Origin of the sequence: Ligilactobacillus sp. UO.C109, assembly GCF_026847815.1 — a bacterium.
Taxonomy (GTDB): domain Bacteria; phylum Bacillota; class Bacilli; order Lactobacillales; family Lactobacillaceae; genus Ligilactobacillus; species Ligilactobacillus salivarius.
Genome location: NZ_JAPSFH010000006.1, coordinates 290,986 through 314,890, shown reverse-complemented (window position 1 = coordinate 314,890; position 23,905 = coordinate 290,986). Strand labels below are relative to the sequence as shown.

Below are 23,905 nucleotides of genomic sequence, written 5' to 3'. Positions count from 1 at the left end.
TTTAAGAATGAATTTTAACCGTTTAATAAAAATAGTGAACCATTCATATAAAGAGACGTAAAATGTACTTTAACTATGCTATATTAAAGGTGGAAAGGGGGAATCAAAGATGAAAGTTAACATTAATATTGATGAAAATTTAGTAGAAGATAGAGTAGAATTTTATCTACAAGAAATGACTGATAAAATTACAAGAATTGCTAAAGAGTTAACTAACGATAATAGTGGATTATGGTGCTATAAAAATAAAGATATTATTCCCGTAAAATATGAAGAAATTATTCTAATTCAAAGTGAAAATAATATAGTTATGGTTTATACAAATGAAGATAGCTATGAATATCGTGGTAGATTGTATCAGGTAAAAGATGAGTTACCAAATATGTTTATAGAAGCTTCTAGAAGTGCAATTTTTAATTATCGAAAGATTGATCATTTGGAAATTCTAGGAAGTGGCATGATTGACGTAATCTTAGAAAATCAAATGAGAGTAGGGATTTCAAGAAGAAAAATTAGAATTTTGAAAGAGAGGTTGGGACTATGACAATAAAAAAAATTGCTAGACTTGGAATCAATGGTATTACTTATGGTGTAACAGTAGGAATGGTTCTCTCATTAATCTTCTCTTATTTAGCTGGTAGCAGTAGTTACTATCCTTCCACACCAGCTTTTGTGGCAGAGTTTAATAATAATCTAACAGCAACACTTATTTCAGTATTGTTATGGATGGTAATTGGATTATTTTCAGCATACGCAAGCATAATTTTTGAATTGGAAAATATATCTTTGTGGATTAAAACTGTGATTCATTTTTGCTTAGTATATGCAATTGTGTTGGCAGTAGGAATATATTTGAAGTGGTTCACGACTAATGGATTTATCTTAGTTACCATCTCGTTTGTAGTCGTTTATACTACTATCTGGGTAATTACATGGTTAACGATAAAGAATGACATTAAAAGGATAAATCAACAAATAACAAAGTTAAAAGAAAAATAAAAATTTATGTAGTAGTAAACCTTATTAAAAAGTGTTAGAATTAATCTGTAATAATTCTAAACTAACTTTGGAAGGGGAAATTATTATGGCAATGAATCCTAGCAAAGCGCAAGATGTGTGGAAAGATATTGGAAAGAGTGTACAATTTACAGTTCTTGAATTAAAGCGTGAAAATCAAGCTCATGAACAAGAAGTGATCCAAGAATTTGCAGATCGTTATCAAGCAATTATCCGTTCCTTGAGAATTAGGAATGGCGATGGTTACTTAAAAGCATCTTTCGGTATCAGTAATGAAGCTTGGGATTATCTATTCCCTAATGCTCCCAAGCCCAAGGAACTAGAAACGTATAAAACAATCAGTGGTCCAAAATACTCAATGCCTGCAAGTAAAGGCGACTTATTCTTCCATATTCGTGCCGATAGCGAAGCATATGTATACGAAGCAATGAGTCAATTCCGTAGATTCCTTGAAGACATTACAACAGTTGTTGATGAAACTAAAGGTTTCCGTTATTTTGAAGGCCGTGCTATTATCGGGTTTATCGATGGAACAGAAGCTCCACAAGTAGAAGATGCTGCTGATTACGCAATCATTGGTGATGAAGATCCATTCTTTGAAAATGGTTCATATGCATTTGCTCAAAAGTGGAAACATAATATGGACTTCTGGAATCATATGAAGACTGAGGAACAAGAAAAAGCTGTTGGTCGTGAGAAATTTACTGACCTAGAACTTGAAGATGAAGATAAGTTTAAGAATGCTCATAATGTAGCATCTAAGGCTGAAATTGATGGTGAGGAACAAAAGATTGTACGTATGAACGTTCCATATTCTGATCCAGCACAAAATAATACTGGTACTTACTTTATTGGATATGCACGTCATTGGAAAGTAACCAAAATGATGTTACAAAATATGGTAGATAAATCAGACTTCTTGTTGACATTCTCAGATATTTTATCAGGTCAATTATTCTTCATTCCTTCACGAGATATGTTAGACAAGATTGCTGATGGTGAATTGAATAAGTAGTCTTGGGTTAGCTCAAAAGATTAAAATAATCTTTTGAGTTTTTATTTATAAAAAATACATAATTAGATAAATGTCTGATAAATAAATGATTAAAAGTATTGCTTTGTTAATATAAGCATATTACTATCAAAGTGTGTAGATAGTTATTTTGTGAGTGTTTGAGAAAAGGGGGAGTTCGATGCACCAAAATGATTTAAGAGTGAGAAAGACTCGCGCAAAGATAAAAAGGGCATTGATCGAAACTATTAACGAAAAAGGTTTTGGAAATCTAACAGTATCTGATATTACTGAAAGAGCTGGAATTAACCGAGGAACTTTCTATATTCATTACAAGGGTAAACAAGATTTGTTAAATCAGTTAGAGGAAAATATATATGCTGATATTATAAAGTTATTTCATGAAAATGGAACTATTTCTTCGGCAACAAGTTACGAGGATTTGAATGAGCAATTTTTTCAAAAGTTTTCAGCGTATATTTATGGAGAACGTGACTTCATTTTAGCAATGGTATTAGGAAATGGAGATCCTATGTTTTATCATAAGGTTAAACAAATTCTAATTCGAGAATTACTGAAAAGAATGGATTATCTGGGTATAAAAATGGATGATGAAATACCTCGTGAATATATACAGGAATATGCAATTGGTAGTATGTTAAATTTATCCATTTATTGGTTAGAAAAAGATGATCCAGAATCACCAAGTGAGTTTACAAAAATAATGATGTATACGCGTACTAAAGCACCGTTATCATTTGCAATTAAAAAGGAATAAAAGAGGTGAATGTAATGTATTCAGAAAATAAACGAAATTTTGATGTTTTTAGTTTGGTTATAGGTATTTTATTAATATTTTTAGGAGGGTATTCTTTATACCGTCCAGATACAACATTAGCTTTTATTTCGATTATGATAGGAATAATAGCTATTATAAAAGGAATTTATGAATTATGGTTTAGACGTGGAATATCGTTTTGGCTAGGAGAAAAATCGGGTTGGCTACTAGCGATGGGAATTTTAGATATTATTTTAGGTTGTATATTTATTTTTAAAATTGCAGTTGGTGCTAGTTTTATAGCAATAATTTTTGCAATTTGGTTTATCTTTGATGCGCTAACTCAGCTTGCAACAGCTAACTTCTTTAAGAGATTGAATAAAGGATATTATTGGATAATTGTTGTTTTAAGTATTTTATCCTTGATTATGGGAGTAATGTTATTATTTAATCCGATACTATCAGCCTTAACAATTGTATGGATTATTTCTATATATTTGATTACAATTGGAATTTTAAAAATTATTCAAGCATTCTAAAAGAGAAATAGCAGCCTTTGATTTAAAATAATCAAGAGCTGCTATTTTTTGTGGTTAAATTAAGCTAGACTATCTAAAAATTGTAGTACACTTTCATAGTCTGGTTCATTTGTTTGTTCAATAACTAATTCACGATATAAAACCTTACCGTCATTATCTAACACCCAAACGCTACGAGCATCAGTATCATTATCAGCAACATAAAGACCAGTATTCTTACCAAAATCGAAAGCTTTGTCAGAAAGAAGTTGCATATTCTTAACTCCTTCAGCTGCACACCAATTTGCTTGTTCATCAATTGTGTTTGTAGAAACTGTATAGAAAGCAATGTTGGAATATTTATCTACATCTTGATTAAATTTTTTAGTAGAAATACTACATACTCTAGTGTTGATGTCAGGAACAACACTGATAAATGTTACTTTCTTTAATAAATCAGAACTACTTACATTTTCGCCTTTGGCATTTTGAACCGTAAATTCTGGGAAAACTCCATTAACATCTACAGGAGTTCCGTTAGTTGATAAGGGTTTGTTATGACGAGTAATTTTCATAATTAATCGATCCTTTCGTTATGTACTATCTTAATTATAGAACGAGTGAGCTTAATAGTGGTAAATATATGCTTGTAAAAATGTTTCGTAAAACTTAACGTTCGTATAATTATTATAAACGAACATTAGCATGTTAAGCATTATCATTATTTTTATATTAGAAATGCTAATTTTATGTTGATTAATCACGAAATACCATATATATTTTAAAGCGTAATATATGAACTATTAAAGTAGTTGTTTATTTTATTGTTCGTTTTTAAAAACAGGAGGTACAAAAGTGAGAAGTAATCGATATGTTGTTGCCTTAGCGGGTGTTATCTTTCATTTAATGATTGGTTCAGTTTATGCTTGGAGTGTTTATGCAAAGCCTATTGCAAGTCAAACTTCTTGGTCAGAATCAGCTATTTCATTTGCTTTTAGTCTGGCTATTTTCTTCTTGGGAATGTCTGCAGCTTTCATGGGCCGCTTAGTTGAAAGATTCGGTCCTACAGTGACAGGAACTATTTCAGCTCTCTTATTTGGAACAGGTATCATTTTGACAGGTGTTTCAATTCATTTGAATCAATTATGGATGCTTTACTTGTCATATGGGGTAATCGGAGGATTAGGATTAGGTTCTGGTTATGTAACTCCTGTTTCTACAATTATCAAATGGTTCCCAGATAAGCGAGGCTTAGCAACAGGTTTGGCTATCATGGGATTTGGATTTGCTGCTTTACTTACAAGTCCAATTGCACAAAGATTAATGAGTGTAGTAGGGTTAGAAACAACATTTTACATTTTAGGTGCATTCTACATGATTGTTATGCTTATTGCAGCACAATTTATTAAGCGTCCTAAAGAAGGCGATGTTCCAGAAGTAGCAGTTGCTAAAGGTAATAAAGTTAGTTTAGGTGCTCAACTTACAGCTAACCAAGCTTTAAAAACTAAAGCATTCTACTCTTTATGGTTCATGTTGTTCATCAACATTACTTGTGGAATTGGTTTAGTATCTGCAGCTTCACCTATGGCCCAAGAAATGACTGCTATGAATGCAGGTGCAGCAGCTGTTATGGTAGGTATTATCGGATTATTTAACGGTTTTGGTCGTCTTATCTGGGCAACATTATCTGACTATATCGGTAGACCTTTAACATTTAGTTTGATCTTCATTGTAGATATTATCATGTTAGCAACATTACTAATTTTCCACGTACCAATGGTATTTGTTGTAGCATTATGCTTGTTAATGTCATGCTATGGTGCTGGTTTCTCAGTAATCCCTGCATATCTAGGTGATGTATTTGGTACAAAAGAATTAGGTGCTATCCACGGTTACATCTTAACTGCATGGGCAATGGCAGGCATGGTTGGTCCAGTTTTACTATCTTACACTCACCAAATATTACATAGTTATCTAACAACAATTATAACTTTTATTATTGTTGATATGGTAGCATTGTTTGTCTCCTTCTGGGTACAACGTGACATTTTGAGAATTAAAAAGCAAGTATTTGAAAAATAAACTAGTATTGAATTGAAAATAAAGGTTCAAGGCCGGTAAGTGGCTTTGAACCTTTTTTTGTTTGAAAATATATTGTTCAAAGCATAATAATTGTTGTGTAACCGCTTGTATGTTATAATTTTTCTAAATTAAAAAAGAGAGGTGTGGGCGATGACAATACTTAGCTTACAGAATGTAGGATATAAAGTTGATACTAATGAGATATTGAAAAATATAAATCTAGACATCAACGAAAATGAATTTATAACAATCACCGGTCCTTCGGGTGGAGGGAAAAGTACTTTATTAAAGATAATAGCTACTTTACTAACTGCGACAACTGGAGAAATCTTCTTTGATGGGAAAAATCAAGATGAGTATGCGATAACTGAATATAGACAACAAGTGTCATATTGCTTTCAACAACCTAGTTTATTTGGAGAGACAGTATTTGATAATTTGAGTTTTCCTTATGAGATTCGTCAAAAAGAATTTGATGAAAAATCTGCAATTGAAGCTTTGAAATCTGTAAATTTACCAGAAACTTATTTACATAAGGATATTAATAGTTTATCTGGTGGTGAGCGTCAACGAGTAGCTTTGTTGAGAAATACGATGTTCTTACCAAAAGTTTTGTTATTGGATGAAGTAACTGTAGGTTTGGATGCTCGTTCAATTGAAATTGTGCATGAATTTATTGATAAAATTTGGAAACAAGGAGTAACAATCTTACAAATTACACATCATGAAGGAGAAATTAAGCAAGCTAATAAAATAATTTGGGTAGAGGAAGGGATGATTAAAGATGTCACAACTAAGCGTTAATAATTTATCTTTAGCATTGGCTTTTGCATTAGTATTAGTAGCCGTTTATATTAGTAACCGTGAAAAATTAGGTTTAACAAAGGATATTTTTTACAGTATTTCCCGGGCAATAGTCCAACTTGTAATCGTAGGATATATTCTTAAATATATCTTCAATGTAAATAATGTTATCTTAACAGCAGCAATGAGTTTCTTTATTGTGTTAAATGCTGCTTACAATGCTCATAAGCGAAATCCTAATGACCACAAGAGTTATTTTAATTCATTATTAGCTATTTTTGTCAGTACATATGTAACTATGGGAGTATTAGTAGCTTCCGGTTCAATTAGATTTATTCCATCTCAAATTGTTCCTATCAGTGGGATGATTGCAAGTAACTCTATGGTTGCGATTGGTCTTTGTTACAGAAATTTAAATACACTTTTTAAAAACCAAAGACAACAAGTTTTAGAAAAGTTGGCCTTAGGAGCATCTATGAAGCAAGCTTCATTACCTTTATTGCATGCAAGTATTAAGACAGCGATGCAACCAACGATAGATTCTGCAAAAACAGTTGGTTTGGTAAGTTTACCAGGAATGATGTCAGGTTTGATTTTTGCTGGAGTAGATCCAGTAAGAGCAATTAAGTATCAGATTATGGTTACGTTCATGCTTTTATCGGCTACGAGTTTAGGATCAATTATTGCAGGATATCGAACATATAAAGATTACTATAACGAAAAATTACAATTGAGAATTAAATAGTAAGGAAGACTGATTATTTAATAAATAGAATTGAAAATAATAAAAAAATCACTAGAGAGCAAGTTTTAAATGACGAGTTCTTTAGTGATTTTTTGGTTTTGACATTGTTTTTCGTTTAGTCATAGTTTACAAGTTCTACATCTTCACCGCATTTTTTCAGCATATCTACATGCATTTCGCCCCAAGTACAAAGATCACTAAGCGCGGTACTTAATGATTGACCATAATCACTTAAAGAATATTCAACTTTAGGTGGAACTTGATTATATACTTTGTGGTTGATAATATCGGCTGCTTCTAATTCGCGTAATTGTTGAGTCAACATCTTTTGGCTGATATTAGGAATTAATCTTTTTAGTTCACTTGTACGTAATGATTGGTGGCGAAGATTACATAAAATAATTGGTTTCCATAATTAGCACAAAAAGAATTACGTAGATATGCAGCTAATATGGATATGAAAATTCAAGCTTGGTCACCATTAATGCAAGAACAATTATTAAAGAATAAGGTTATTTTAGATATAGCTAAAAAATACAATAAATCAGCTGCACAAGTGATCTTACGTTGGAACATTCAGCAAGATATCTTATTAAATGTTAAATCTATCCATAATAATCGTATGATAAGTAACGCTGACATTTTTGATTTTGAATTAGATGATAGAGATATGGATAAAATCAATATGCTTGATGAAAACTTGCGAGTTGGTCCTAATCCCGATAAATTTGATTTTTAAAAGTAATTAGTAAGTGGAGGGATTTAAAATGAATAATGGATTTTCAGTAGTAAATCATGTTGGAATTACAGTAAGTAATTTGGAAAAGTCAATTGAGTTTTATGAAACATTGACAGGTAAAAAGATTTCTAATAAAGATGAAATTGGTGGGAAACGTATGGCTCAAACTCAAGGTTTGGATGATACTTTAATAAGATACGCTAATCTACATCTAGATAATATTAATATAGATATTTTAGAATATGTAGAACCAAAATCTACAAAAGCTAATTATTCTAATGAACAAATTAGTGCAATGCATCTTTGCTTTGAAGTAGATGATATTGAAGCAGCAGTTGCTAGGATGAAAGAAATTGGGGTCGAACCAGAAGGAGAACCAATTTATTTCGAAAAATCTGATGGATTGAAGGCAGGTTTTGGAATAGGAGTAGTTTATTTCAAAGATCCTGATGGAATAAATTTAGAGTTAATCGCACCTAAGGGTCCATTTCAACGTGAAAGAAATTAAAAAAGAAGCTAGGATGTAAATCCTAGCTTCTTTTTATATAATCTCTGATGGGTGGTCAGGGGATCGAACCCTGGACCCACGGATTAAGAGTCCGTTGCTCTGCCAGCTGAGCTAACCACCCATAACTCATCAACAAGTTATATAATATCAAAGTTTAGAAAATTATGCAAGATTTTTTTGAAATAAAAAAAGAATTATGTTTTTGTGTATAAAACATAATTCTTTTTAATATTTAAAGATTATTGAAATCTGTCCTATCTAAGTCTGTTTCAGGATTAACTTTTGGCCATTCATCGAAGTGTTTTAGCCACCATTTATATTGGTTATCTGCTAATTCATAGAAGAGTTCAGTTAAAGAAACTCTATATGATGAAAATGAATTATTTTCAGGAACAACATTTCCTACAATCATAGCTGAGTAGAAGTATTGATGTTGAGGAAGAATAATATTGGTATAATGACCACTTTTAGCTTCAGTATCATTGAAATAATCACTAAAGTATTTTATACCTTCCATGAGCTCTAATTTGTTGTATACATCCGCCATATATTCAGGTGTAAAATGATTGCTTATGATAGGAGCATTGGCAGAAGGATAAACATTTTCTGAATATCCAGCTGTCATGGCATGAGGAACTAATAATACAGCGATAGTACCTACGTGAGAATCTCCAATCTTAAAGTCAGGGTTTTGTCCAGCTTGGTATCCAGCTAATGCATGAACTATCATCATAGCTTTTCTTTTATCGCTGATAGGGGCCATTTTCATTGGAGGAACACCTATTGCAAATCGCATGCGATTAATATTTTCTAAAGCTCGTTTACTATAAGCATCAGCTAAGTCTATTAAAGGTTTCAAGTTAGTAACATCTTCATCTGTGACGACGGTCTTAATGCGTTTGTCAATGTTACTACCCATAGAGTCTTTAGTGCCACGACCTAGAGCGAATTCTTTAAGAATATCTTCTTTTAGACGATTAATAGTTGTTACCATCTTATCGTAGGCTGGAGTACCAACTTGAAGATATTCATCGACTGTTTTGTATTTTAAATATTCAGGATCTATAGGATTACCAGCATAAACATCACCTAAATAAGGTAATATCTTAGCTACAAGTTTAGTTCTTTCAACAATATCATCTAAAGAAGCTGTAATTTTATAATTTTCATCGGTAAATTTAATATAGCTATCTTTTCCAGGGACCTGTAATTTTAATAGTTCTTCTAATGCTGCCGCACGCTCTTTTTCTTTGTCAGCGATCAATTTATCTGCTTTATTCTGTGCATCTATTGCTTCGTTAATAACAGTTGTTAATTTAGTAGCTTGTTCTTCATATAAATATGCTTTAGAAGGATCTTGTAACATTTCTTTACTTGCATTAATAAAGTCTGTTGCTCTATTTAATTCAGTGTATAAGGAAAGCTTAGTATCTACTAAATTTTGTAATTCTTGAATTTTTGCTTCTAAATCGCGTTTACCTTGTAACTGTTTATCAGCAGATTTAATATAAAAATCTAACCATGTTTTCAAATTGTTTTGCATAGACACTATACTTTCAGTACTAAAAGCATTGATATTTGGCAAGACATTTAATCCTTGTGCTTGTAACAAACCTTCAGCTGCTGTTCTGTATGCATCAGGCAAATACTTGATAGCTTCTTGATAATATGCAATATCTTCTTTAAATGATTTAATAGCATCAAATTTATTTTGTTCTTCAGTTGATAGAACTTTTCCATCTAATTGATTTTTTGCTTCAACAACGTTGGCAATGGCATTGTCAACAGTAGCCTGAGTTACTTGAGTAGTATTTTGTAATTTTTTCAGTTCATTTATTGCATTATCATAAGCCAATTGGGAAGAAGCAGTTGCATTATGGTAACGTTGGTTATTATCTCTATTATTATATTCTTCGAGAAGTTCATCTGCTTTAGAAAAATCTGTGGCTTTTCCATTTAGATTATTTTTAGCAGCAGTTAATTTATCAATCATTGCAACCATTTCTTCATTAGTCAATGATAATTTATATTGCAAAGATTTTGCTTCTGACATAAGTGCATCAAAAGCTAAACGGTTATTTTCAGAGGCATTATAATAAATAGGAAGTGATACTATGTTGGAATTTGCCATTAATAGATTTTGTAATGGTGAGATATCAATTTTAGGTTGTTCAGGTTTAGATGGTGATACTTCATCTATAGAACTAGGTCCTCCATTATTATCACTACCCGAGTTGTTAGTATTATTATTATCACTGTTTCCAGTATCTACATTACCATTATCAGTAGGGATATTACTGTTATCACTGCCAGAATTGTTAGTATTGTTATTACCATTGTTGCCAGCATCAACAGTACCATTATCTGTAGGAAGTTCTTGGTTATTGTCACTACCTGAGTTGTTGGCATTATTATCACTATTTCCAGTATCTACATTACCATTATCAGTAGGGATATTACTGCTATCACTACCCGAGTTGTTAGTATTGTTATTACCACTGTTTCCAGTATCAACATTGCCATTGTCAGTAGGAAGTTCTTGACTGTTGTCACTACCCGAGTTATTGGCATTGTTATTACCACTGTTTTCATTGTCAACATTACCATTGTCAGTAGGGATATTACTGTTATCACTACCCGAGTTGTTGGTGTTGTTATTGCCATTGTTTCCAGTATCTACATTACCATTATCAGTAGGGATATTACTGTTATCACTGTCAGAATTGTTAGTATTGTTATTACCATTGTTGCCAGCATCAACATTACCATTATCTATAGGAAGTTCTTGACTGTTGTCACTACCCGAGTTATTGGCATTGTTATTACCACTGTTCCCATTGTTAACATTGCCATTGTCAGTAGGGATATTACTGTTGTCACTACCTGAGTTATTGGTGTTGTTATTGCCATTATTTCCAGTATCAACATTGCCATTGTCAGTAGAAAGTTCTTGACTGTTGTCACTACCCGAGTTATTGGCATTATTATTACCACTATTTCCAGTATCAACATTGCCGTTGTCAGTAGGAATATTGCTGTTATCACTACCCGAGTTGTTGGTGTCGTTATTGCCATTGTTGCCCGTATCAACATTACCATTATCTGTAGGAAGTTCTTGATTGTTGTCACTACCCGAGTTATTGGCATTGTTATTACCACTGTTTCCATTGTCAACATTGCCGTTGTCAGTAGGAATATTACTGTTATCACTGCCCGAGTTGTTGGTGTTGTTATTGCCATTGTTGCCTGTATCTACATTACCATTGTCAGTAGGGAGTTCTTGACTGTTGTCACTACCCGAGTTATTGGCATTATTATTACCACTATTTCCAGTATCAACATTGCCGTTGTCAGTAGGAATATTGCTGTTATCACTACCCGAGTTGTTGATGTCTTTCCAGTATCAACATTGCCGTTGTCAGTAGGAATATTGCTGTTATCACTACCCGAGTTGTTGATGTCGTTATTGCCATTGTTGCCCGTATCAACATTACCATTATCTGTAGGAAGTTCTTGACTGTTGTCACTACCCGAGTTATTGGCATTGTTATTACCACTGTTTCCATTGTCAACATTGCCGTTGTCAGTAGGGATATTACTGTTGTCACTACCCGAGTTGTTGGTGTTGTTATTACCATTGTTTCCAGCATCAACATTACCATTATCTGTAGGAAGTTCTTGGTTATTGTCACTACCTGAGTTGTTGGCATTATTATCACTGTTTCCAGTATCTACATTACCATTATCTGTAGGGATATTACTGTTATCACTGTCAGAATTGTTAGTATTGTTATTACCATTGTTTCCAGCTTACTGTTGTCACTACCCGAGTTGTTGGTGTTGTTATTACCATTGTTTCCAGCATCAACATTACCATTATCTGTAGGAAGTTCTTGATTATTGTCACTACCCGAGTTATTGGTGTTGTTATTGCCATTGTTGCCTGTATCTACATTACCATTGTCAGTAGGGAGTTCTTGACTGTTGTCACTACCCGAGTTATTGGCATTGTTATTACCACTGTTTCCATTGTCAACATTGCCGTTGTCAGTAGGAATATTGCTGTTATCACTGCCCGAGTTGTTGGTGTTGTTATTGCCATTGTTGCCCGTATCAACATTACCATTATCAGTAGGGATATTATTGTTATCACTGCCAGAATTGTTAGTATTGTTATTACCATTGTTGCCAGCATCAACATTACCATTATCTGTAGGAAGTTCTTGGTTATTGTCACTACCTGAGTTGTTGGCATTATTATCACTGTTTCCAGTATCTACATTACCATTATCAGTAGGGATATTACTGTTGTCACTACCTGAGTTATTGGTGTTGTTATTGCCATTGTTTCCAGTATCAACATTACCATTGTCAGTAGGGATATTACTGCTATCACTACCCGAGTTGTTGGTATTGTTATTACCACTGTTTCCATTGTCAACATTGCCGTTGTCAGTAGGGATATTACTGTTGTCACTACCTAAGTTATTGGTGTTGTTATTGCCATTGTTTCCAGTATCAACATTGCCATTGTCAGTAGGGAGTTCTTGACTGTTGTCACTGCCCGAGTTGTTGTTATTGTTATTACCACTATTTCCAGTATCAACATTGCCGTTGTCAGTAGGGATATTACTGTTGTCACTACCCGAGTTATTGGTGTTGTTATTGCCACTGTTTCCAGTATCAACATTGCCGTTGTCAGTAGGGATATTGCTGTTATCACTGCCCGAGTTGTTGTTGTTATTGCCATTGTTGCCAGCATCAACATTACCATTATCTGTAGGAAGTTCTTGATTATTATCACTACCTGAGTTATTGGCGTTGTTATTATCGCTGTTTCCATTGTCAACATTGCCGTTGTCAGTAGGGATATTACTGTTATCACTGCCAGAATTGTTAGTATTGTTATTGCCATTGTTGCCAGTGTCTACATTACCATTATCAGTAGGGATATTACTGTTATCACTACCCGAGTTATTGGCATTGTTATTATCGCTGTTTCCATTGTCAACATTACCATTGTCAGTAGGGATACTACTGTTATCACTACCTGAGTTATTGGCATTGTTATTGCCATTGTTGCCAGTGTCTACATTACCATTATCTGTAGGAAGTTCTTGATTATTGTCACTACCCGAGTTATTGGCATTGTTATTATCGCTGTTTCCATTGTCAACATTACCATTGTCAGTAGGGATACTACTGTTATCACTACCTGAGTTATTGGCATTGTTATTGCCATTGTTGCCAGTGTCTACATTACCATTATCTGTAGGAAGTTCTTGATTATTGTCACTACCCGAGTTATTGGCATTATTATCACTGTTTCCAGTATCAACATTGCCCTTATCGGTAGGAAATTCTCGATTACTATCACTACCAGAATTATTAGAGTTGTCAGAACTGTTATCTGCTTTTTGTTTATTTGTAATAATTGCAGGAGTAGGTAGAGGTGTTTGAGCTATTCTATCTTGAGGTTGAATAATTTTATCTAATATAACATTACCGTTAGGGGTGGTAAATGTTAAACGATTGCCTCTAATAGAAATAACGGTACCTACTGGAATGGTATATTCATCACCAGGTTTATATCCATTCCATTCCATTAAAGTTTGATAATTAATATTTAATACTTGTGAAATTCCCCAGAAAGTATCTCCTCGTTCAAAAGTAAAAGTTCTATCGTTACTTGAAATTCTTTTGGCGATTTCAGCAGGAGAATTAGCATGCCAGCTTGAAGCTTGTACTTTAACGTTAGAAAGTGCTACCACACTTAAACCAAAAAATAAGGTAGTTATGCCTCTTGCGACCCAATGGTTACCCTTTTTAATAAGTTTAACTCTATATTTTTGTTCAGTTAGTGCTTTATATAGTTTTTCCATATTTATCAAAAGTGATTAACTGAAATCACTTACTCCTTTCCTTTTAATGCTAGAGTGTCCATAACCTACTATAAGTTTAATAGATTAATTAAAGGATAGTCAAGCGTTCGAAATATAATATTTTATAGATATAATATTGATTTGTACATAAAATTATAACTATTTAAAAAAGTGAAATTCGACAAAAGTATGAAAAAAAGCGACTATGAGACGTTATTAGATGCAAGAAATGCTGAAGGCGAAAAATATACAATTGAAGAAATACCATTAACCTCTAAAAATGTAAAAGGATTGGACTATAAAGGATCATATTTGAATTTTTATTTGGGAAATAAAGTAGTATTGTTACCTGTTTATGGAGATAAAAATGATGATATTGCTATTAAGAAGATTCAGACACTTTATCCTGATAGAAAAGTAGTACCTATAAATGTTACGCCATTGTATAAAAATGGTGGAATGATTCGTTGTGTAACTCAACAACAACCATATGAAAAGGGATTAGAAGATGAATAATAGCAAAAACAAGTTATCTAGAAAGTAAAGCTTATCATACAAGTCGGGTTAATATTTGGATTGGTAACTATATCAATTTGGGGATATTTACCAATTATAGATTTTTTTGACGAGTTGTTGTATCTAAATTTTAGTCATTTAATGTTTATATTTGGAATATTTTTAGGTATTTGTTATTAAGTATTGTGCATTTTAAAATATTTTCTTGTTAAAAAAAAGAAGGTACCGTCAGTTATCTCTTATATACTGGTAATTTTTCCATCTACTTTTTTATTGAATTGTTTTATATGGTATTTATATATGTTTTTTAATAAGTTAATTTCAGAAACTAAAGCAGATGCACAGTACTATCAAACCTTAATGATAGGTTTTTCGATATATTTTTTAACCGTAAAGATTGGTAAAGAAGTAGGAAGTTTATTTAATTTATATAATAAATTTTAATATAGTAATGAATAATGGCATTATATCAGATTCTTATAAAATGATATAATGCCAATTTTATATACAAAAAAACAGATAGAACGAATCGTCCTACCTGCTTAATAGATCTCTGATGGGTGGTCAGGGGATCGAACCCTGGACCCACGGATTAAGAGTCCGTTGCTCTGCCAGCTGAGCTAACCACCCATAGCGTATCAACAAGAAATATATTACCAGAATTTATAACGTTACGCAAGAATTTTTTTAAAAAATAAGTTATTTCTAGAGTATTTCCACTGAAAACATGTATAATATAAAGCAAAATTCTAATGAGAGGCAGGAAAATATATGGCTGTTATCTATACTAGGAAAGCTACGATTGATGATTTAAATAAAATTATGTCGATTGTTGAAGATGCAAGAGAATTGTTTAAAAATGATAAAATTCCTCAATGGCAAGGAAGTTATCCGGATGAAAAACGATTTAAAGAAGATATAAATAATGAAGAAGCTTACGTACTAATAGTAGATGATGAAGTAGCAGGCATAGGAGTATTAACTACTGAACGACAAGAAAATTATGATGCCATAGAAGAAGGTAGTTGGAAACGTGATGACGATTATGCAGCTATTCATCGCGCCGCAATTTCAAGTAAATTCAGAGGAATGCATCTAAGTAATTACTTATTTAGTGGATTAATTACAATCGGCGTTCAAAAAGGATATAAAGATTTTAGAATAGATACTCATCCGGGAAATGAACGAATGAAAGGATTATCAGAAAAGTTTGGTTTTGAAAAACGTGGCATAATTTATGTTGATGAAAAAATTGAACCAATCAGATATGCTTATGAATTAAATTTATAGAGTGAAAAATAAGGTTGAAAAGTTTAGCGACTTTTCAACCTTATTGCGTCTAGTTGTTAAGAGCCCGACTTAGCTAACTAAGAGTGAGTGAACATTAGTTACTAACTCTGAAAATTCCCAGTTAAATCAGAGTCATGACATATTCCAAGGAGAATGTGTTCCAAGAATCTAACTCAAGGGATATAGAATCTTGGATTGGAAAATGGAACTAATATTATCAACTTTAAAGCTAGTTAAAGCCCATCTGTATTATAGCATGTTTGCTTTTGAAAATAATATTTTTTTCAACATTTCATTGAAAATATCTTGCAAAAAGTAAAAATGACGATATAAATATAGGACCAATTTTCTAATTTATGCAAATCAAACGTTTACTTGCACAAATTAGAAAATTGGTCCTATATCCAAAACCTACTTTACTAATTTTCTTAATCTCCAGAATAGAGGGATTGCTACAAGGGCACCAACTAATCCTTGGATGACATTCATAGGAACAGCTATGATACCAGTGGAGAACTTATAAAGAAGAGAATCAGAAACTAAATATCCTAAAACCATAAATAATACACCGGCAATTAAAGAAACAATAAGTGATTTAGCAGAAATTTTCTTATCTTCGGTTAATTTACCAACGATAAAGCCTTCTAATCCATGAACAATCAAAGAAAATACCATATATTGAGGATAACCAGAAATTAAATCTAACAAAAATCCACTAAGGCCACCAACAACACCGCCTTTTTTAGAACCAAAAAGCCAAGCTGCTAGAAAAATACCAGTATCACAGAGATTGACATTTCCATGTGTCATAGGAATAGGTATCAAAAAAACACGAGCAATAGCGACGTTAGCAGCCACAATAACAGCAAGTAAGGTAAGTTGGTGTGTATTAACTAAATTATTAGTTTTCATAATTTTCACCTTCGTTTTCAAGAATTAATAGTTGTAATAAACGAGATAGATTGATTCCATAGCGACGTTCGCGATGCGATGTAGCTGTTTCCATTAAAGCATTAAAGGTTAATTTAGTAGTCTTTTTGACAGCCTGATGGAAATCTTTTCCATGCCATAGAAAGCTTGTTAGTAAGGCTGAAAAAACATCGCCACTTCCATAAAAGTGACCAGGCAATTGAGGATATGAACAAAACGTTACTTCTCCATCTTGCTCATAAACACAGCCGTGCTTATCTTCGAAAACAATATCAGTGATTACCACATTTCCGTTAGGATGAATTAGTTTTTTCATTGCTAACAGTAACTTAGATAAACTCTCATAGGAGTTGTCAAGTTCGGTTAATCCTGTTAAGAATTTAGCTTCGGTTAGATTAGGTGTGGTAACAGTCGCATGTTGCAATAATTCCTTTATTGTAGCAAGATGATTATCATCTAAACGGGGATAAAAAGCACCATCATCAGCAAATGCAGGATCGATAACTACTAAATCAAGTGAATGACTTTCAATAAAATGAAGTAATTCTTGTCCAACAACTTGATTATTAAAATAACCAATTAATATTCCAGAAAAATCAAGTTGTTCTTTTGACCAGTGATTGAAAGTAGATTTAATCCAGTTCTCTGTTGGTAAAATAGCGGGAGTACCAAATCCTTCAGATTGAGTTGATAAAACACTTGTAGGTAGCACCGCTACGGGAATGTTCTGACATTGAAGTATAGGGGTGGCAACTGTTAGAGAAAGATCCCCTACAGCAGACAGATCTTCTGCTACGAGAAGCTGTTTGTTTTCCATTATCGATCCCCCAATATAATATTATGTATTGTGTTTAATTATATTTTAATTTTAATTTAATTTCAAGTTGTAAAAAGTCTGCGAAAAGTTCAAATTAACTTTTAAGCAATAAAAAAAGAAAAATTTAGAGGGGAATATGATATGTTGAATATGGATAATGATTATTAGTCAAGAAGGAGGAAAATTATGAAAGTTATAAAAAATAATATGTTGTTCATAATTATGATTTTGATAGTGTTAATATCAATTACTGTATATGGAATTTTGCCGACACGTCTTCCCGTACATTTTACATTAAATGGAACTGTTGACGGTACGGTACCTAAATTGGTGGGTATCAGTTTTATGCCGGTTGTGGAACTAATCTTGTGGTTGATAAGCAGTTTTGGAATTAAAGATATTAATCTGAAAAAGATAATAGATGGCATAGGAATAGTACTATTTTTAGTACAGTTAGAAATAATAGGTGTAGCTTTGAAACCTACAGCAAATATTAACATGATTAATGCAGTTGCTTTGTCATGTATGATCATCATCATAGCTTTAATGACAAGAAATAACAAAATTAATCGCTATATTGGCATTAGAACCACTAGAATTATGAGTAGCGATAAAATTTGGAAAAAGACCAATGCTTTTGCAAGTAACTTGTTATTGGCAGTAGGTGGTATGGGACTTATTTTAGCTGTATTTCTAAGTAACATGTCAGTTGTAATAATAATTGTATTACTATTAATGGCCGTGGTAGGGTCAATAGTATATTCTTACTATGTAAAATAAAAAAATCGAGAAGCAAAGTTCTCGATTTTTTTCGTTTAACGACTTACAGTTTCAGCATTATATTTCTTAGCATAAGCATCTTGCAAAATCTTTAAAGTCTTTCCATCTTTTCCACCAACAGGCTGACCATCAAGCTCGACTGCACGAATACCTAGGCAAGCTGAAGAGCTAACAATAACTTCATCAGCATTTCTAAGATCATCCATAGTGAATGGTGCTTCAGAAGTAGGAATATTATTTTCTTTTGCTAATTGCAAGAGATGTTTCAAAGTAATTCCTGGCAAGATTAAATTATCTCTAGGTGGGGAACAGAGAACGCCATCTTTTAGAATTAAGATGTTAGAGTGTGCGCATTCTGTAACTCTGTCACCGCGATGGAAGACTACTTCTTGGCAATGACTCTCATTAGCCTTTTGACTTGCAATAACGTTTGGAAGTAAATTCAAAGTCTTAATATTGCAATGTAAGAAGCGAGTGTCTTCGCGAGATATAAGTTTATATTCAGTATCAAATGGAACTAAACCATAAGGAGCAGTAAAAATTAATAAATTAGGTTGGCTATCTTCTGGGAAAATATGGTTACGTAAACCAGAACCACGTGAAGTTTGCCAATAAAGGAGACCAGTATCAACTTCGTTAGCATCAATAACAGCGTAAAGCTTTTCTTTAAGTTCATCGCGATTTAAAGGGAAATCGATCTCTAGTAGGCGACAACTATTATAAAAACGATCAAGATGATCTTCTAAGGCAAATGCAACATTGTTCTTAAATGTAGTTGCATCGTAGCAACCATCACCAAAATAAAGTGCACGATCAGTAGCAGGCACCTTAAGTTCATTTAAATCAGCGATAGTACCATTGTAGTATCCAACTTGCTTCATAAAAATCACTCCAATTCTAAATATGATCTAGTAGCAACATCGTTACGACAATTTTAAGATCTAAATAGCAACGTTGTCAATTTATATTAATAAAAAACCAGAAGCTTAACTTCTGATTTCTTAAATTCTACCAAATATTTACACGTTTTTCAGGAGCGAGATACATCTTATCATCTGATGTGATCTCAAATGTTGTATAAAAATCAGCTAGATTCTTAGGTTGAACATTAGCACGTAATACGTGAGGAGCATGAACATCAATTGATAATAATAATTTTTGACGTTCAATTGAAGACTTCATTCTCCAAATGCGAGCCCAGTTAATGAAGAAGGCTTTTAGATCAACATCTGGTTCACTCTTAGCAGCTTCTAATGCACAACTTAGACCACCAGCATCAGCGATGTTTTCTGAAACTACAAGCTTTCCGTTAACTTTACCTGCTTCAGTTTCTAGACCATCAAATTCAGCAATCATATCTTGAGCAAGTCCTTGGAAATGTTTCAAATCTTCATCAGTCCACCAATTGTGTAAATTACCAAACTCATCAAACTGAGCACCATTATTGTCAAATGCGTGTGAAATCTCATGAGCAATTACCGCACCAATTCCACCAAAGTTTTCACTTGAAGATTGATCTAAGCTATAAAATGGAGCTTGAAGAATAGCTGCTGGGAAAACAATGATATTAAATGAAGGATTATAATAAGCATTTACCATGTGAGCTGGCATTTCCCAACGACTTCTATCAACATCTTTACCCCAACGACCATAGTGCTCCTTAAGGCTAATTTGAGTAAAGTTTAAGTCATTAGTAACTAAATCTGTATCTTCATCGACAACAAACTTAGTGTAAAGTGGATCTAACTTATCAGGATAACCTACATTTATTCCCAAAGTATTAAGCTTAACAATAGCTTTTTGGCGAGTATCATCACTCAACCAATCATTGGAAGCAAGGCGATTTTTATAAACATCAATCATCTTTTCTACCATATGATGAACATCAGCCTTAGCTTTAGCACCAAAATATTTATGTGCATAATATAATCCAACTACTTGACTAAATTGACCAGTAGCAAGGTAAAAGGCAGCTTTTTGGGCTTTCATAGCTTCTTTAGAACCAGACAAAGCACGAGAATATGTGCCAGCTAGAACACGAGTATCATCATCCAATAAGGTACTTACACTGATGAGAGTTTTTACTAAAAGCCAACTCTTGAAGTTTTCGAAAGTATCAGGATTAATCAAAGTTTCTAATGCTTCATAATATTTAGGTTCATCCACAATGACTTGATCAGGAGTTTGACCGATCAATTTCTTAGCAAAAGCTCCTAAATCTACACTCTTACTGAATGCTGTATAATCTTCAAAACTGTACTTATTATAGGATTTAGCATAATCAGCACGTTCGGTACTATCTTTTTGAACAGGAGCAAGTGACTTATCAAAAGTAAGCGCCTTTTCTAAAGTTGCTTGTGCAAAGTCATTGTCATAGCCAGCACGCTCAAACAAGGCAAGTACCATTTGACGATAAACACTGAGTAATGCTTCAGCTTGAGGGTGATTTTCTTCATAGTAGGTTTTATCTGGCAAAATTAAGCTAGGTACAGATGCATATAGGGCATAGTGTTGAGTATCTTTCATATCAGGTTCAACATATAATGGGAAAGGATTAGGTAGTCCCATCATAGTTAAATCATAGAGTTTTTCTTGCCAATCATTGATGTCTTTTAGTGAAGTAATCTTATCAAAGTATTGTTTTGCAGGTTTAAATCCATCAGCGTTACGCTTTTCAAAATTGGAAACGAGACGATAATATTTAATGAATTCATTTAAGTATCTATCGTCAGATGTTGCTTCACCTGTCATAAAATTGGCGAAATCTTCCATTAAAGTTTTTTCAATATCATCGGCTAAATCATAAAAGCCACCTGTAGCAGCCTTATCAGCTGGAATTTTAGCAGTCTTTAACCAGTCGCCGTTGACAGCCATATATAAGTCATCTTTTATTAATTCGTTATTAACCATGAATCCATCTCCTTAGAATATTTAATCTTATTTTAATGTAATCTGTAATTTTTTTAAAGCATAAGGCAATGTTGGTTAAAAAAATAGCCTGAAAATTACAATAGAATTTCCAAACTATAAAAATATCGAATTAAGATAATGCAAATATTCGATCTGCTTTTCTTTCTAAAGCAACAACAACGATGCCGGCTAAGACTAGATTGAATAGGAAACTACCACCATTAACAAATAAGGAGTAGAGTACAGGACTCATACCTTTTGGTGCATAGGATCCCCAGAAAATAATACCAGCAATAAAGTGGCAGAAATATTTAGCAAATACGGAGATGAAAACAGCTAACAAACTGCGACTGAAAATTACATGCCAATTATTGTTGCTTAGTGCTTGCTTAATTTGATTGGAATAAATTCCAGCTAAACCAACAACCATGTTAGCTACAGGGTATTCCAAAATTCCTTGAGTAACTGTAAGAATAGAAGCACGACCAATTAAAATTGGAAGTAATCCCCAAAGTAATCCAGACAAAAGACCAGCTTTTAGACCACGGCGAATACTAAAAATTACGATTGGAATAATTCCCAAAGAAATATCGAACCATTCAACCGTTGGTACAACAGCACTTAGTACAGTGGCAATCGCAGCCATCAAAGCGCCTTCTAATAAAATTAATAGTTTTTCTTTGTACATAAAAAAGCCCCTCCTTGTGTGAACTCGATTAGAGCCAACACAAAGACGGTATGAATATCAGATTTATTTGTAGTTATATCTGATTTACTACACATTCCTACGCTCGCATTAACGAACAGGTTCAAAGGGTCTGAATAACTTCACTCTCAGCCAAAAAGGCTCCCCTTGTGCTAGTCAATCTATCTTCACATAATATTGTACAAGGTACATTATAAATGAAAAGGTATTCAATTTCAAGGGTGACGCTTACTGAAATCATTTGTGAAATAAAAGATATGAAAGTTCGTTTTTTTCCTGTATACTGAAAAAGAACTGTTTTAATGAGTGTATAAAACAGAGAGGATTGGATGAATTTTGAAAAAGACAGAACTCAAGTTGGAGAGTGGACTGGTTAAGGCTTTGGAAAATGAATCATTTAACCAGTTGACAGTTGCGGAATTGGTAGCTGCCGCCGGTATTAGTCGTAGATCGTTTTATATATACTATAAAGATAAGTATGAATTTTTGTATGATGTTAGAAGTAGGATTTTAAAAGGTATTAAACAGGCGATGGAAGCCGATAGAAAAGTCATTGAACAGTTTGAAGTCCGCAGATTGCAGACAGATGAAGAAAAGTATTTATCAACACATGATGAATTTTATAAATTAGCCGTTTTTATTAATGAAAATAGTGATATGGTGCGTACTTTATTTTCAAGAAATGCAACAATAGATTTTTATCATGATTTTATAGATTTATTAAAAGAAGAAATAACTATTCGTAATTCTTTTCATAAAATAACGTATGGGACAATGATACCTACCAGATATGCAGAGGAGATATTTGCAGGTGAAATCATAAGTACGATTAGAATTTGGGTATCAAACCATAATAAAGAATCAATGGAAAGTATCGATGAATTCCTTGATATTTTAGGGAAAATCCAAATTATTTCTCCATATCATTTATTTAGACCAATAAAGGAATAGTATACTATTTGTGCAAAATTATATAGTTTAAAATAAGTTTTCATGATATAATTATTTGTGCAATTTATGGCAAAAAAATATAATAGTAGTTTGATAAAAATTGTGAAAGGGGGAAGACTTTGATGCAATACACGGGAGAAACTATTGATTCTGCCATAAGTAAAGGATTGCAAGATTTGAGTGTAGATAGAGAAAATGTAGAGATTGAAGTCATCTCTCATGGTCGCAAAGGATTCCTGGGGTTAGGAAAAAAGCCAGCAGTTATAGAATTGACTGTAAACTCAAGTGTGCAAACTGAAAGTGATACTAAACCTCAATTAGAGATTGTATCTGAGGATCAAGTAGATAGAGAATCAGAAACTTTAGATAACGAGGATAGTAAAAACATTGAAATAAATAGTGAGAAAGTAGAAGAAGAAAATCAAAATAATTTAGATGTGGTTATTCAAAATTTAGGTTACTATCTAGCTGATATAACTAAGCAGCTGGGAATAGAGGCTGTTATAGATGTTAGCCAAGGGAAAAGGGTAGTTTACTATAATTTTGATACTGAACTAGAAGGTTTATTAATAGGAAAACATGGTAGAACGTTAAATTCCTTACAACTACTAGCGCAAGATTACTTCGATAAGCATAAAAATAATAATCGAAGAATTCGTATTATGTTAAATGTAGCTGATTATCGTGAGCGAAGAGAAGAAACCTTGAACAATTTAGCTCAGAAAAAAGCACATGAAGCTATAATTTCTAGAAGTCAAATTAGTTTAGAGCCAATGCCAGCGTTTGAAAGAAAGATTATTCATTCATCCTTAGCTAAAGATGAGCATGTTAAAACTTTTTCGCGAGGTTCAGAGCCTTATCGTTATGTAATTATTGCACCAGCGAAAGCTAAATATTAATATGATAATTAAAAAGAAAGA

General features: G+C 32.9%; 26 protein-coding genes, 2 tRNA genes, 2 pseudogenes and 1 riboswitch. Of the genes and pseudogenes, 17 read left to right on the top strand and 13 right to left on the bottom strand.

Annotated features, from left to right (window positions below; genetic code table 11):
• Positions 1 to 109: 109 nt before the first annotated feature.
• The 5 genes from OZJ21_RS03010 to OZJ21_RS02990 all read left to right on the top strand — a co-directional run bounded on the left by OZJ21_RS03010 (position 110) and on the right by OZJ21_RS02990 (position 3,346).
• Positions 110 to 544, top strand: coding sequence for a LytTR family DNA-binding domain-containing protein (locus tag OZJ21_RS03010; RefSeq protein ID WP_268857427.1), 435 nt, complete (start codon positions 110 to 112; stop codon positions 542 to 544).
• Positions 541 to 999, top strand: a complete 459-nt coding sequence (locus OZJ21_RS03005; RefSeq protein WP_268857426.1) for a DUF3021 domain-containing protein — start codon at positions 541 to 543, stop codon at positions 997 to 999. Before OZJ21_RS03010 ends, OZJ21_RS03005 begins: the two co-directional genes overlap by 4 nt.
• 85 nt (positions 1,000 to 1,084) lie before the next feature.
• On the top strand, positions 1,085 to 2,032 hold the full coding sequence (locus tag OZJ21_RS03000) for a Dyp-type peroxidase (protein WP_003705582.1): 948 nt from the start codon (positions 1,085 to 1,087) through the stop codon (positions 2,030 to 2,032).
• 178 nt (positions 2,033 to 2,210) lie between these two features.
• Positions 2,211 to 2,807 carry a TetR/AcrR family transcriptional regulator gene (locus OZJ21_RS02995; protein WP_160994042.1) on the top strand — a complete coding sequence of 199 codons (597 nt, stop codon included), beginning with the start codon at positions 2,211 to 2,213 and terminating at the stop codon, positions 2,805 to 2,807.
• Between the two features lie 14 nt (positions 2,808 to 2,821).
• Positions 2,822 to 3,346, top strand: coding sequence for an HdeD family acid-resistance protein (locus tag OZJ21_RS02990; RefSeq protein WP_003709363.1), 525 nt, complete (start codon positions 2,822 to 2,824; stop codon positions 3,344 to 3,346).
• Positions 3,347 to 3,405: 59 nt separating this feature from the next.
• Here OZJ21_RS02990 and OZJ21_RS02985 read toward each other — a convergent pair whose 3' ends face one another.
• Positions 3,406 to 3,900 carry a thiol peroxidase gene (locus OZJ21_RS02985; RefSeq protein ID WP_099459623.1) on the bottom strand — a complete coding sequence of 165 codons (495 nt, stop codon included), beginning with the start codon at positions 3,898 to 3,900 and terminating at the stop codon, positions 3,406 to 3,408.
• Between the two features lie 280 nt (positions 3,901 to 4,180).
• Between OZJ21_RS02985 and OZJ21_RS02980 the strand changes: the two genes are divergently transcribed.
• From OZJ21_RS02980 to OZJ21_RS02970, 3 genes are all read left to right on the top strand, one after another.
• Entirely contained in the window at positions 4,181 to 5,407 is a 1,227-nt protein-coding gene (locus OZJ21_RS02980) for an L-lactate MFS transporter (protein ID WP_160994043.1), read from the top strand.
• Between the two features lie 150 nt (positions 5,408 to 5,557).
• Positions 5,558 to 6,211 carry an ABC transporter ATP-binding protein gene (locus tag OZJ21_RS02975; protein WP_098034711.1) on the top strand — a complete coding sequence of 218 codons (654 nt, stop codon included), beginning with the start codon at positions 5,558 to 5,560 and terminating at the stop codon, positions 6,209 to 6,211.
• A complete protein-coding gene (locus OZJ21_RS02970) occupies positions 6,192 to 6,956 on the top strand; it encodes an ABC transporter permease (protein WP_003700977.1) in 765 nt (254 codons plus the stop codon). Before OZJ21_RS02975 ends, OZJ21_RS02970 begins: the two co-directional genes overlap by 20 nt.
• A 115-nt stretch (positions 6,957 to 7,071) precedes the next feature.
• Here the strand turns inward: OZJ21_RS02970 and OZJ21_RS02965 are convergent.
• Positions 7,072 to 7,368 (bottom strand): annotated as a pseudogene (locus OZJ21_RS02965) (winged helix-turn-helix transcriptional regulator); the annotation flags it as partial.
• Positions 7,369 to 7,371: 3 nt separating this feature from the next.
• On the opposite strand from OZJ21_RS02965, the pseudogene OZJ21_RS02960 reads away from it, so the two are divergent.
• Both OZJ21_RS02960 and OZJ21_RS02955 read left to right on the top strand, forming a co-directional pair.
• Positions 7,372 to 7,695: pseudogene (locus OZJ21_RS02960) on the top strand (aldo/keto reductase); the annotation flags it as partial.
• Positions 7,696 to 7,723: 28 nt separating this feature from the next.
• Positions 7,724 to 8,203 (top strand): VOC family protein, encoded by a 480-nt coding sequence (locus OZJ21_RS02955; RefSeq protein WP_201897132.1) that lies wholly within the window; start codon positions 7,724 to 7,726, stop codon positions 8,201 to 8,203.
• A gap of 48 nt (positions 8,204 to 8,251) precedes the next feature.
• On the opposite strand, the gene OZJ21_RS02950 is transcribed toward OZJ21_RS02955, so the two are convergent.
• Positions 8,252 to 8,324: transfer RNA gene (locus OZJ21_RS02950), tRNA-Lys, on the bottom strand.
• A 111-nt stretch (positions 8,325 to 8,435) separates the two neighbouring features.
• Positions 8,436 to 10,334, bottom strand: a complete 1,899-nt coding sequence (locus OZJ21_RS02945; protein ID WP_201897146.1) for an FIVAR domain-containing protein — start codon at positions 10,332 to 10,334, stop codon at positions 8,436 to 8,438.
• Here OZJ21_RS02945 and OZJ21_RS02940 point away from each other — a divergent pair.
• Both OZJ21_RS02940 and OZJ21_RS02935 read left to right on the top strand, forming a co-directional pair.
• Positions 10,318 to 10,746, top strand: coding sequence for a hypothetical protein (locus OZJ21_RS02940; protein WP_268857425.1), 429 nt, complete (start codon positions 10,318 to 10,320; stop codon positions 10,744 to 10,746). The genes OZJ21_RS02945 and OZJ21_RS02940 overlap by 17 nt on opposite strands.
• 3 nt (positions 10,747 to 10,749) lie before the next feature.
• Entirely contained in the window at positions 10,750 to 10,992 is a 243-nt protein-coding gene (locus OZJ21_RS02935; RefSeq protein ID WP_268857424.1) for a hypothetical protein, read from the top strand.
• On the opposite strand, the gene OZJ21_RS02930 is transcribed toward OZJ21_RS02935, so the two are convergent.
• The 3 genes from OZJ21_RS02930 to OZJ21_RS02920 all read right to left on the bottom strand — a co-directional run bounded on the left by OZJ21_RS02930 (position 10,976) and on the right by OZJ21_RS02920 (position 14,085).
• On the bottom strand, positions 10,976 to 11,350 hold the full coding sequence (locus tag OZJ21_RS02930; RefSeq protein ID WP_268857423.1) for a hypothetical protein: 375 nt from the start codon (positions 11,348 to 11,350) through the stop codon (positions 10,976 to 10,978). The genes OZJ21_RS02935 and OZJ21_RS02930 overlap by 17 nt on opposite strands.
• Before the next feature lie 227 nt (positions 11,351 to 11,577).
• Positions 11,578 to 11,913 (bottom strand): hypothetical protein, encoded by a 336-nt coding sequence (locus OZJ21_RS02925; protein WP_268857422.1) that lies wholly within the window; start codon positions 11,911 to 11,913, stop codon positions 11,578 to 11,580.
• 21 nt (positions 11,914 to 11,934) lie between these two features.
• Complete coding sequence (locus OZJ21_RS02920; RefSeq protein WP_268857421.1) at positions 11,935 to 14,085, bottom strand: LysM peptidoglycan-binding domain-containing protein; 2,151 nt, start codon at positions 14,083 to 14,085, stop codon at positions 11,935 to 11,937.
• Between the two features lie 189 nt (positions 14,086 to 14,274).
• Here OZJ21_RS02920 and OZJ21_RS02915 point away from each other — a divergent pair, with 189 nt between their 5' ends.
• Positions 14,275 to 14,601, top strand: coding sequence for an agmatine deiminase family protein (locus OZJ21_RS02915; RefSeq protein ID WP_268857420.1), 327 nt, complete (start codon positions 14,275 to 14,277; stop codon positions 14,599 to 14,601).
• A gap of 557 nt (positions 14,602 to 15,158) precedes the next feature.
• Here OZJ21_RS02915 and OZJ21_RS02910 read toward each other — a convergent pair.
• Positions 15,159 to 15,231, bottom strand: a tRNA-Lys gene (locus OZJ21_RS02910).
• A gap of 141 nt (positions 15,232 to 15,372) precedes the next feature.
• Between OZJ21_RS02910 and OZJ21_RS02905 the strand changes: the two genes are divergently transcribed.
• Positions 15,373 to 15,891: a GNAT family N-acetyltransferase gene (locus OZJ21_RS02905; RefSeq protein ID WP_003703867.1), complete on the top strand. Its 519-nt coding sequence runs from the start codon at positions 15,373 to 15,375 to the stop codon at positions 15,889 to 15,891.
• 411 nt (positions 15,892 to 16,302) lie between these two features.
• On the opposite strand, the gene OZJ21_RS02900 is transcribed toward OZJ21_RS02905, so the two are convergent.
• Entirely contained in the window at positions 16,303 to 16,803 is a 501-nt protein-coding gene (locus tag OZJ21_RS02900) for an ECF transporter S component (RefSeq protein ID WP_003705571.1), read from the bottom strand.
• The gene (locus tag OZJ21_RS02895; protein WP_099459619.1) at positions 16,793 to 17,638 is read right to left on the bottom strand and encodes a PfkB family carbohydrate kinase; all 846 of its coding nucleotides are present in this window, start codon (positions 17,636 to 17,638) and stop codon (positions 16,793 to 16,795) included. The genes OZJ21_RS02900 and OZJ21_RS02895 overlap by 11 nt, the downstream gene beginning before the upstream one ends.
• 186 nt (positions 17,639 to 17,824) lie before the next feature.
• Here OZJ21_RS02895 and OZJ21_RS02890 point away from each other — a divergent pair, with 186 nt between their 5' ends.
• Entirely contained in the window at positions 17,825 to 18,418 is a 594-nt protein-coding gene (locus OZJ21_RS02890) for an SdpI family protein (RefSeq protein ID WP_268857419.1), read from the top strand.
• 35 nt (positions 18,419 to 18,453) lie between these two features.
• Here the strand turns inward: OZJ21_RS02890 and OZJ21_RS02885 are convergent, their stop codons facing one another.
• The 3 genes from OZJ21_RS02885 to thiT form a co-directional block, all read right to left on the bottom strand.
• Complete coding sequence (locus tag OZJ21_RS02885; RefSeq protein WP_081538347.1) at positions 18,454 to 19,299, bottom strand: aminotransferase class IV; 846 nt, start codon at positions 19,297 to 19,299, stop codon at positions 18,454 to 18,456.
• Between the two features lie 127 nt (positions 19,300 to 19,426).
• A complete protein-coding gene (locus tag OZJ21_RS02880; RefSeq protein WP_268857418.1) occupies positions 19,427 to 21,328 on the bottom strand; it encodes a M13 family metallopeptidase in 1,902 nt (633 codons plus the stop codon).
• Positions 21,329 to 21,458: 130 nt separating this feature from the next.
• Positions 21,459 to 22,016 (bottom strand): energy-coupled thiamine transporter ThiT, encoded by a 558-nt coding sequence (thiT, locus tag OZJ21_RS02875; protein ID WP_081530926.1) that lies wholly within the window; start codon positions 22,014 to 22,016, stop codon positions 21,459 to 21,461.
• A 77-nt stretch (positions 22,017 to 22,093) separates the two neighbouring features.
• Positions 22,094 to 22,192, bottom strand: a riboswitch (TPP riboswitch).
• Positions 22,193 to 22,370: 178 nt separating this feature from the next.
• Between thiT and OZJ21_RS02870 the strand changes: the two genes are divergently transcribed.
• Together OZJ21_RS02870 and jag are read left to right on the top strand one after the other, a co-directional pair.
• Positions 22,371 to 22,985, top strand: a complete 615-nt coding sequence (locus tag OZJ21_RS02870) for a TetR/AcrR family transcriptional regulator (RefSeq protein ID WP_268857417.1) — start codon at positions 22,371 to 22,373, stop codon at positions 22,983 to 22,985.
• A 122-nt stretch (positions 22,986 to 23,107) separates the two neighbouring features.
• Positions 23,108 to 23,884: an RNA-binding cell elongation regulator Jag/EloR gene (gene jag, locus OZJ21_RS02865; RefSeq protein ID WP_014568812.1), complete on the top strand. Its 777-nt coding sequence runs from the start codon at positions 23,108 to 23,110 to the stop codon at positions 23,882 to 23,884.
• Positions 23,885 to 23,905 lie beyond the last annotated feature (21 nt).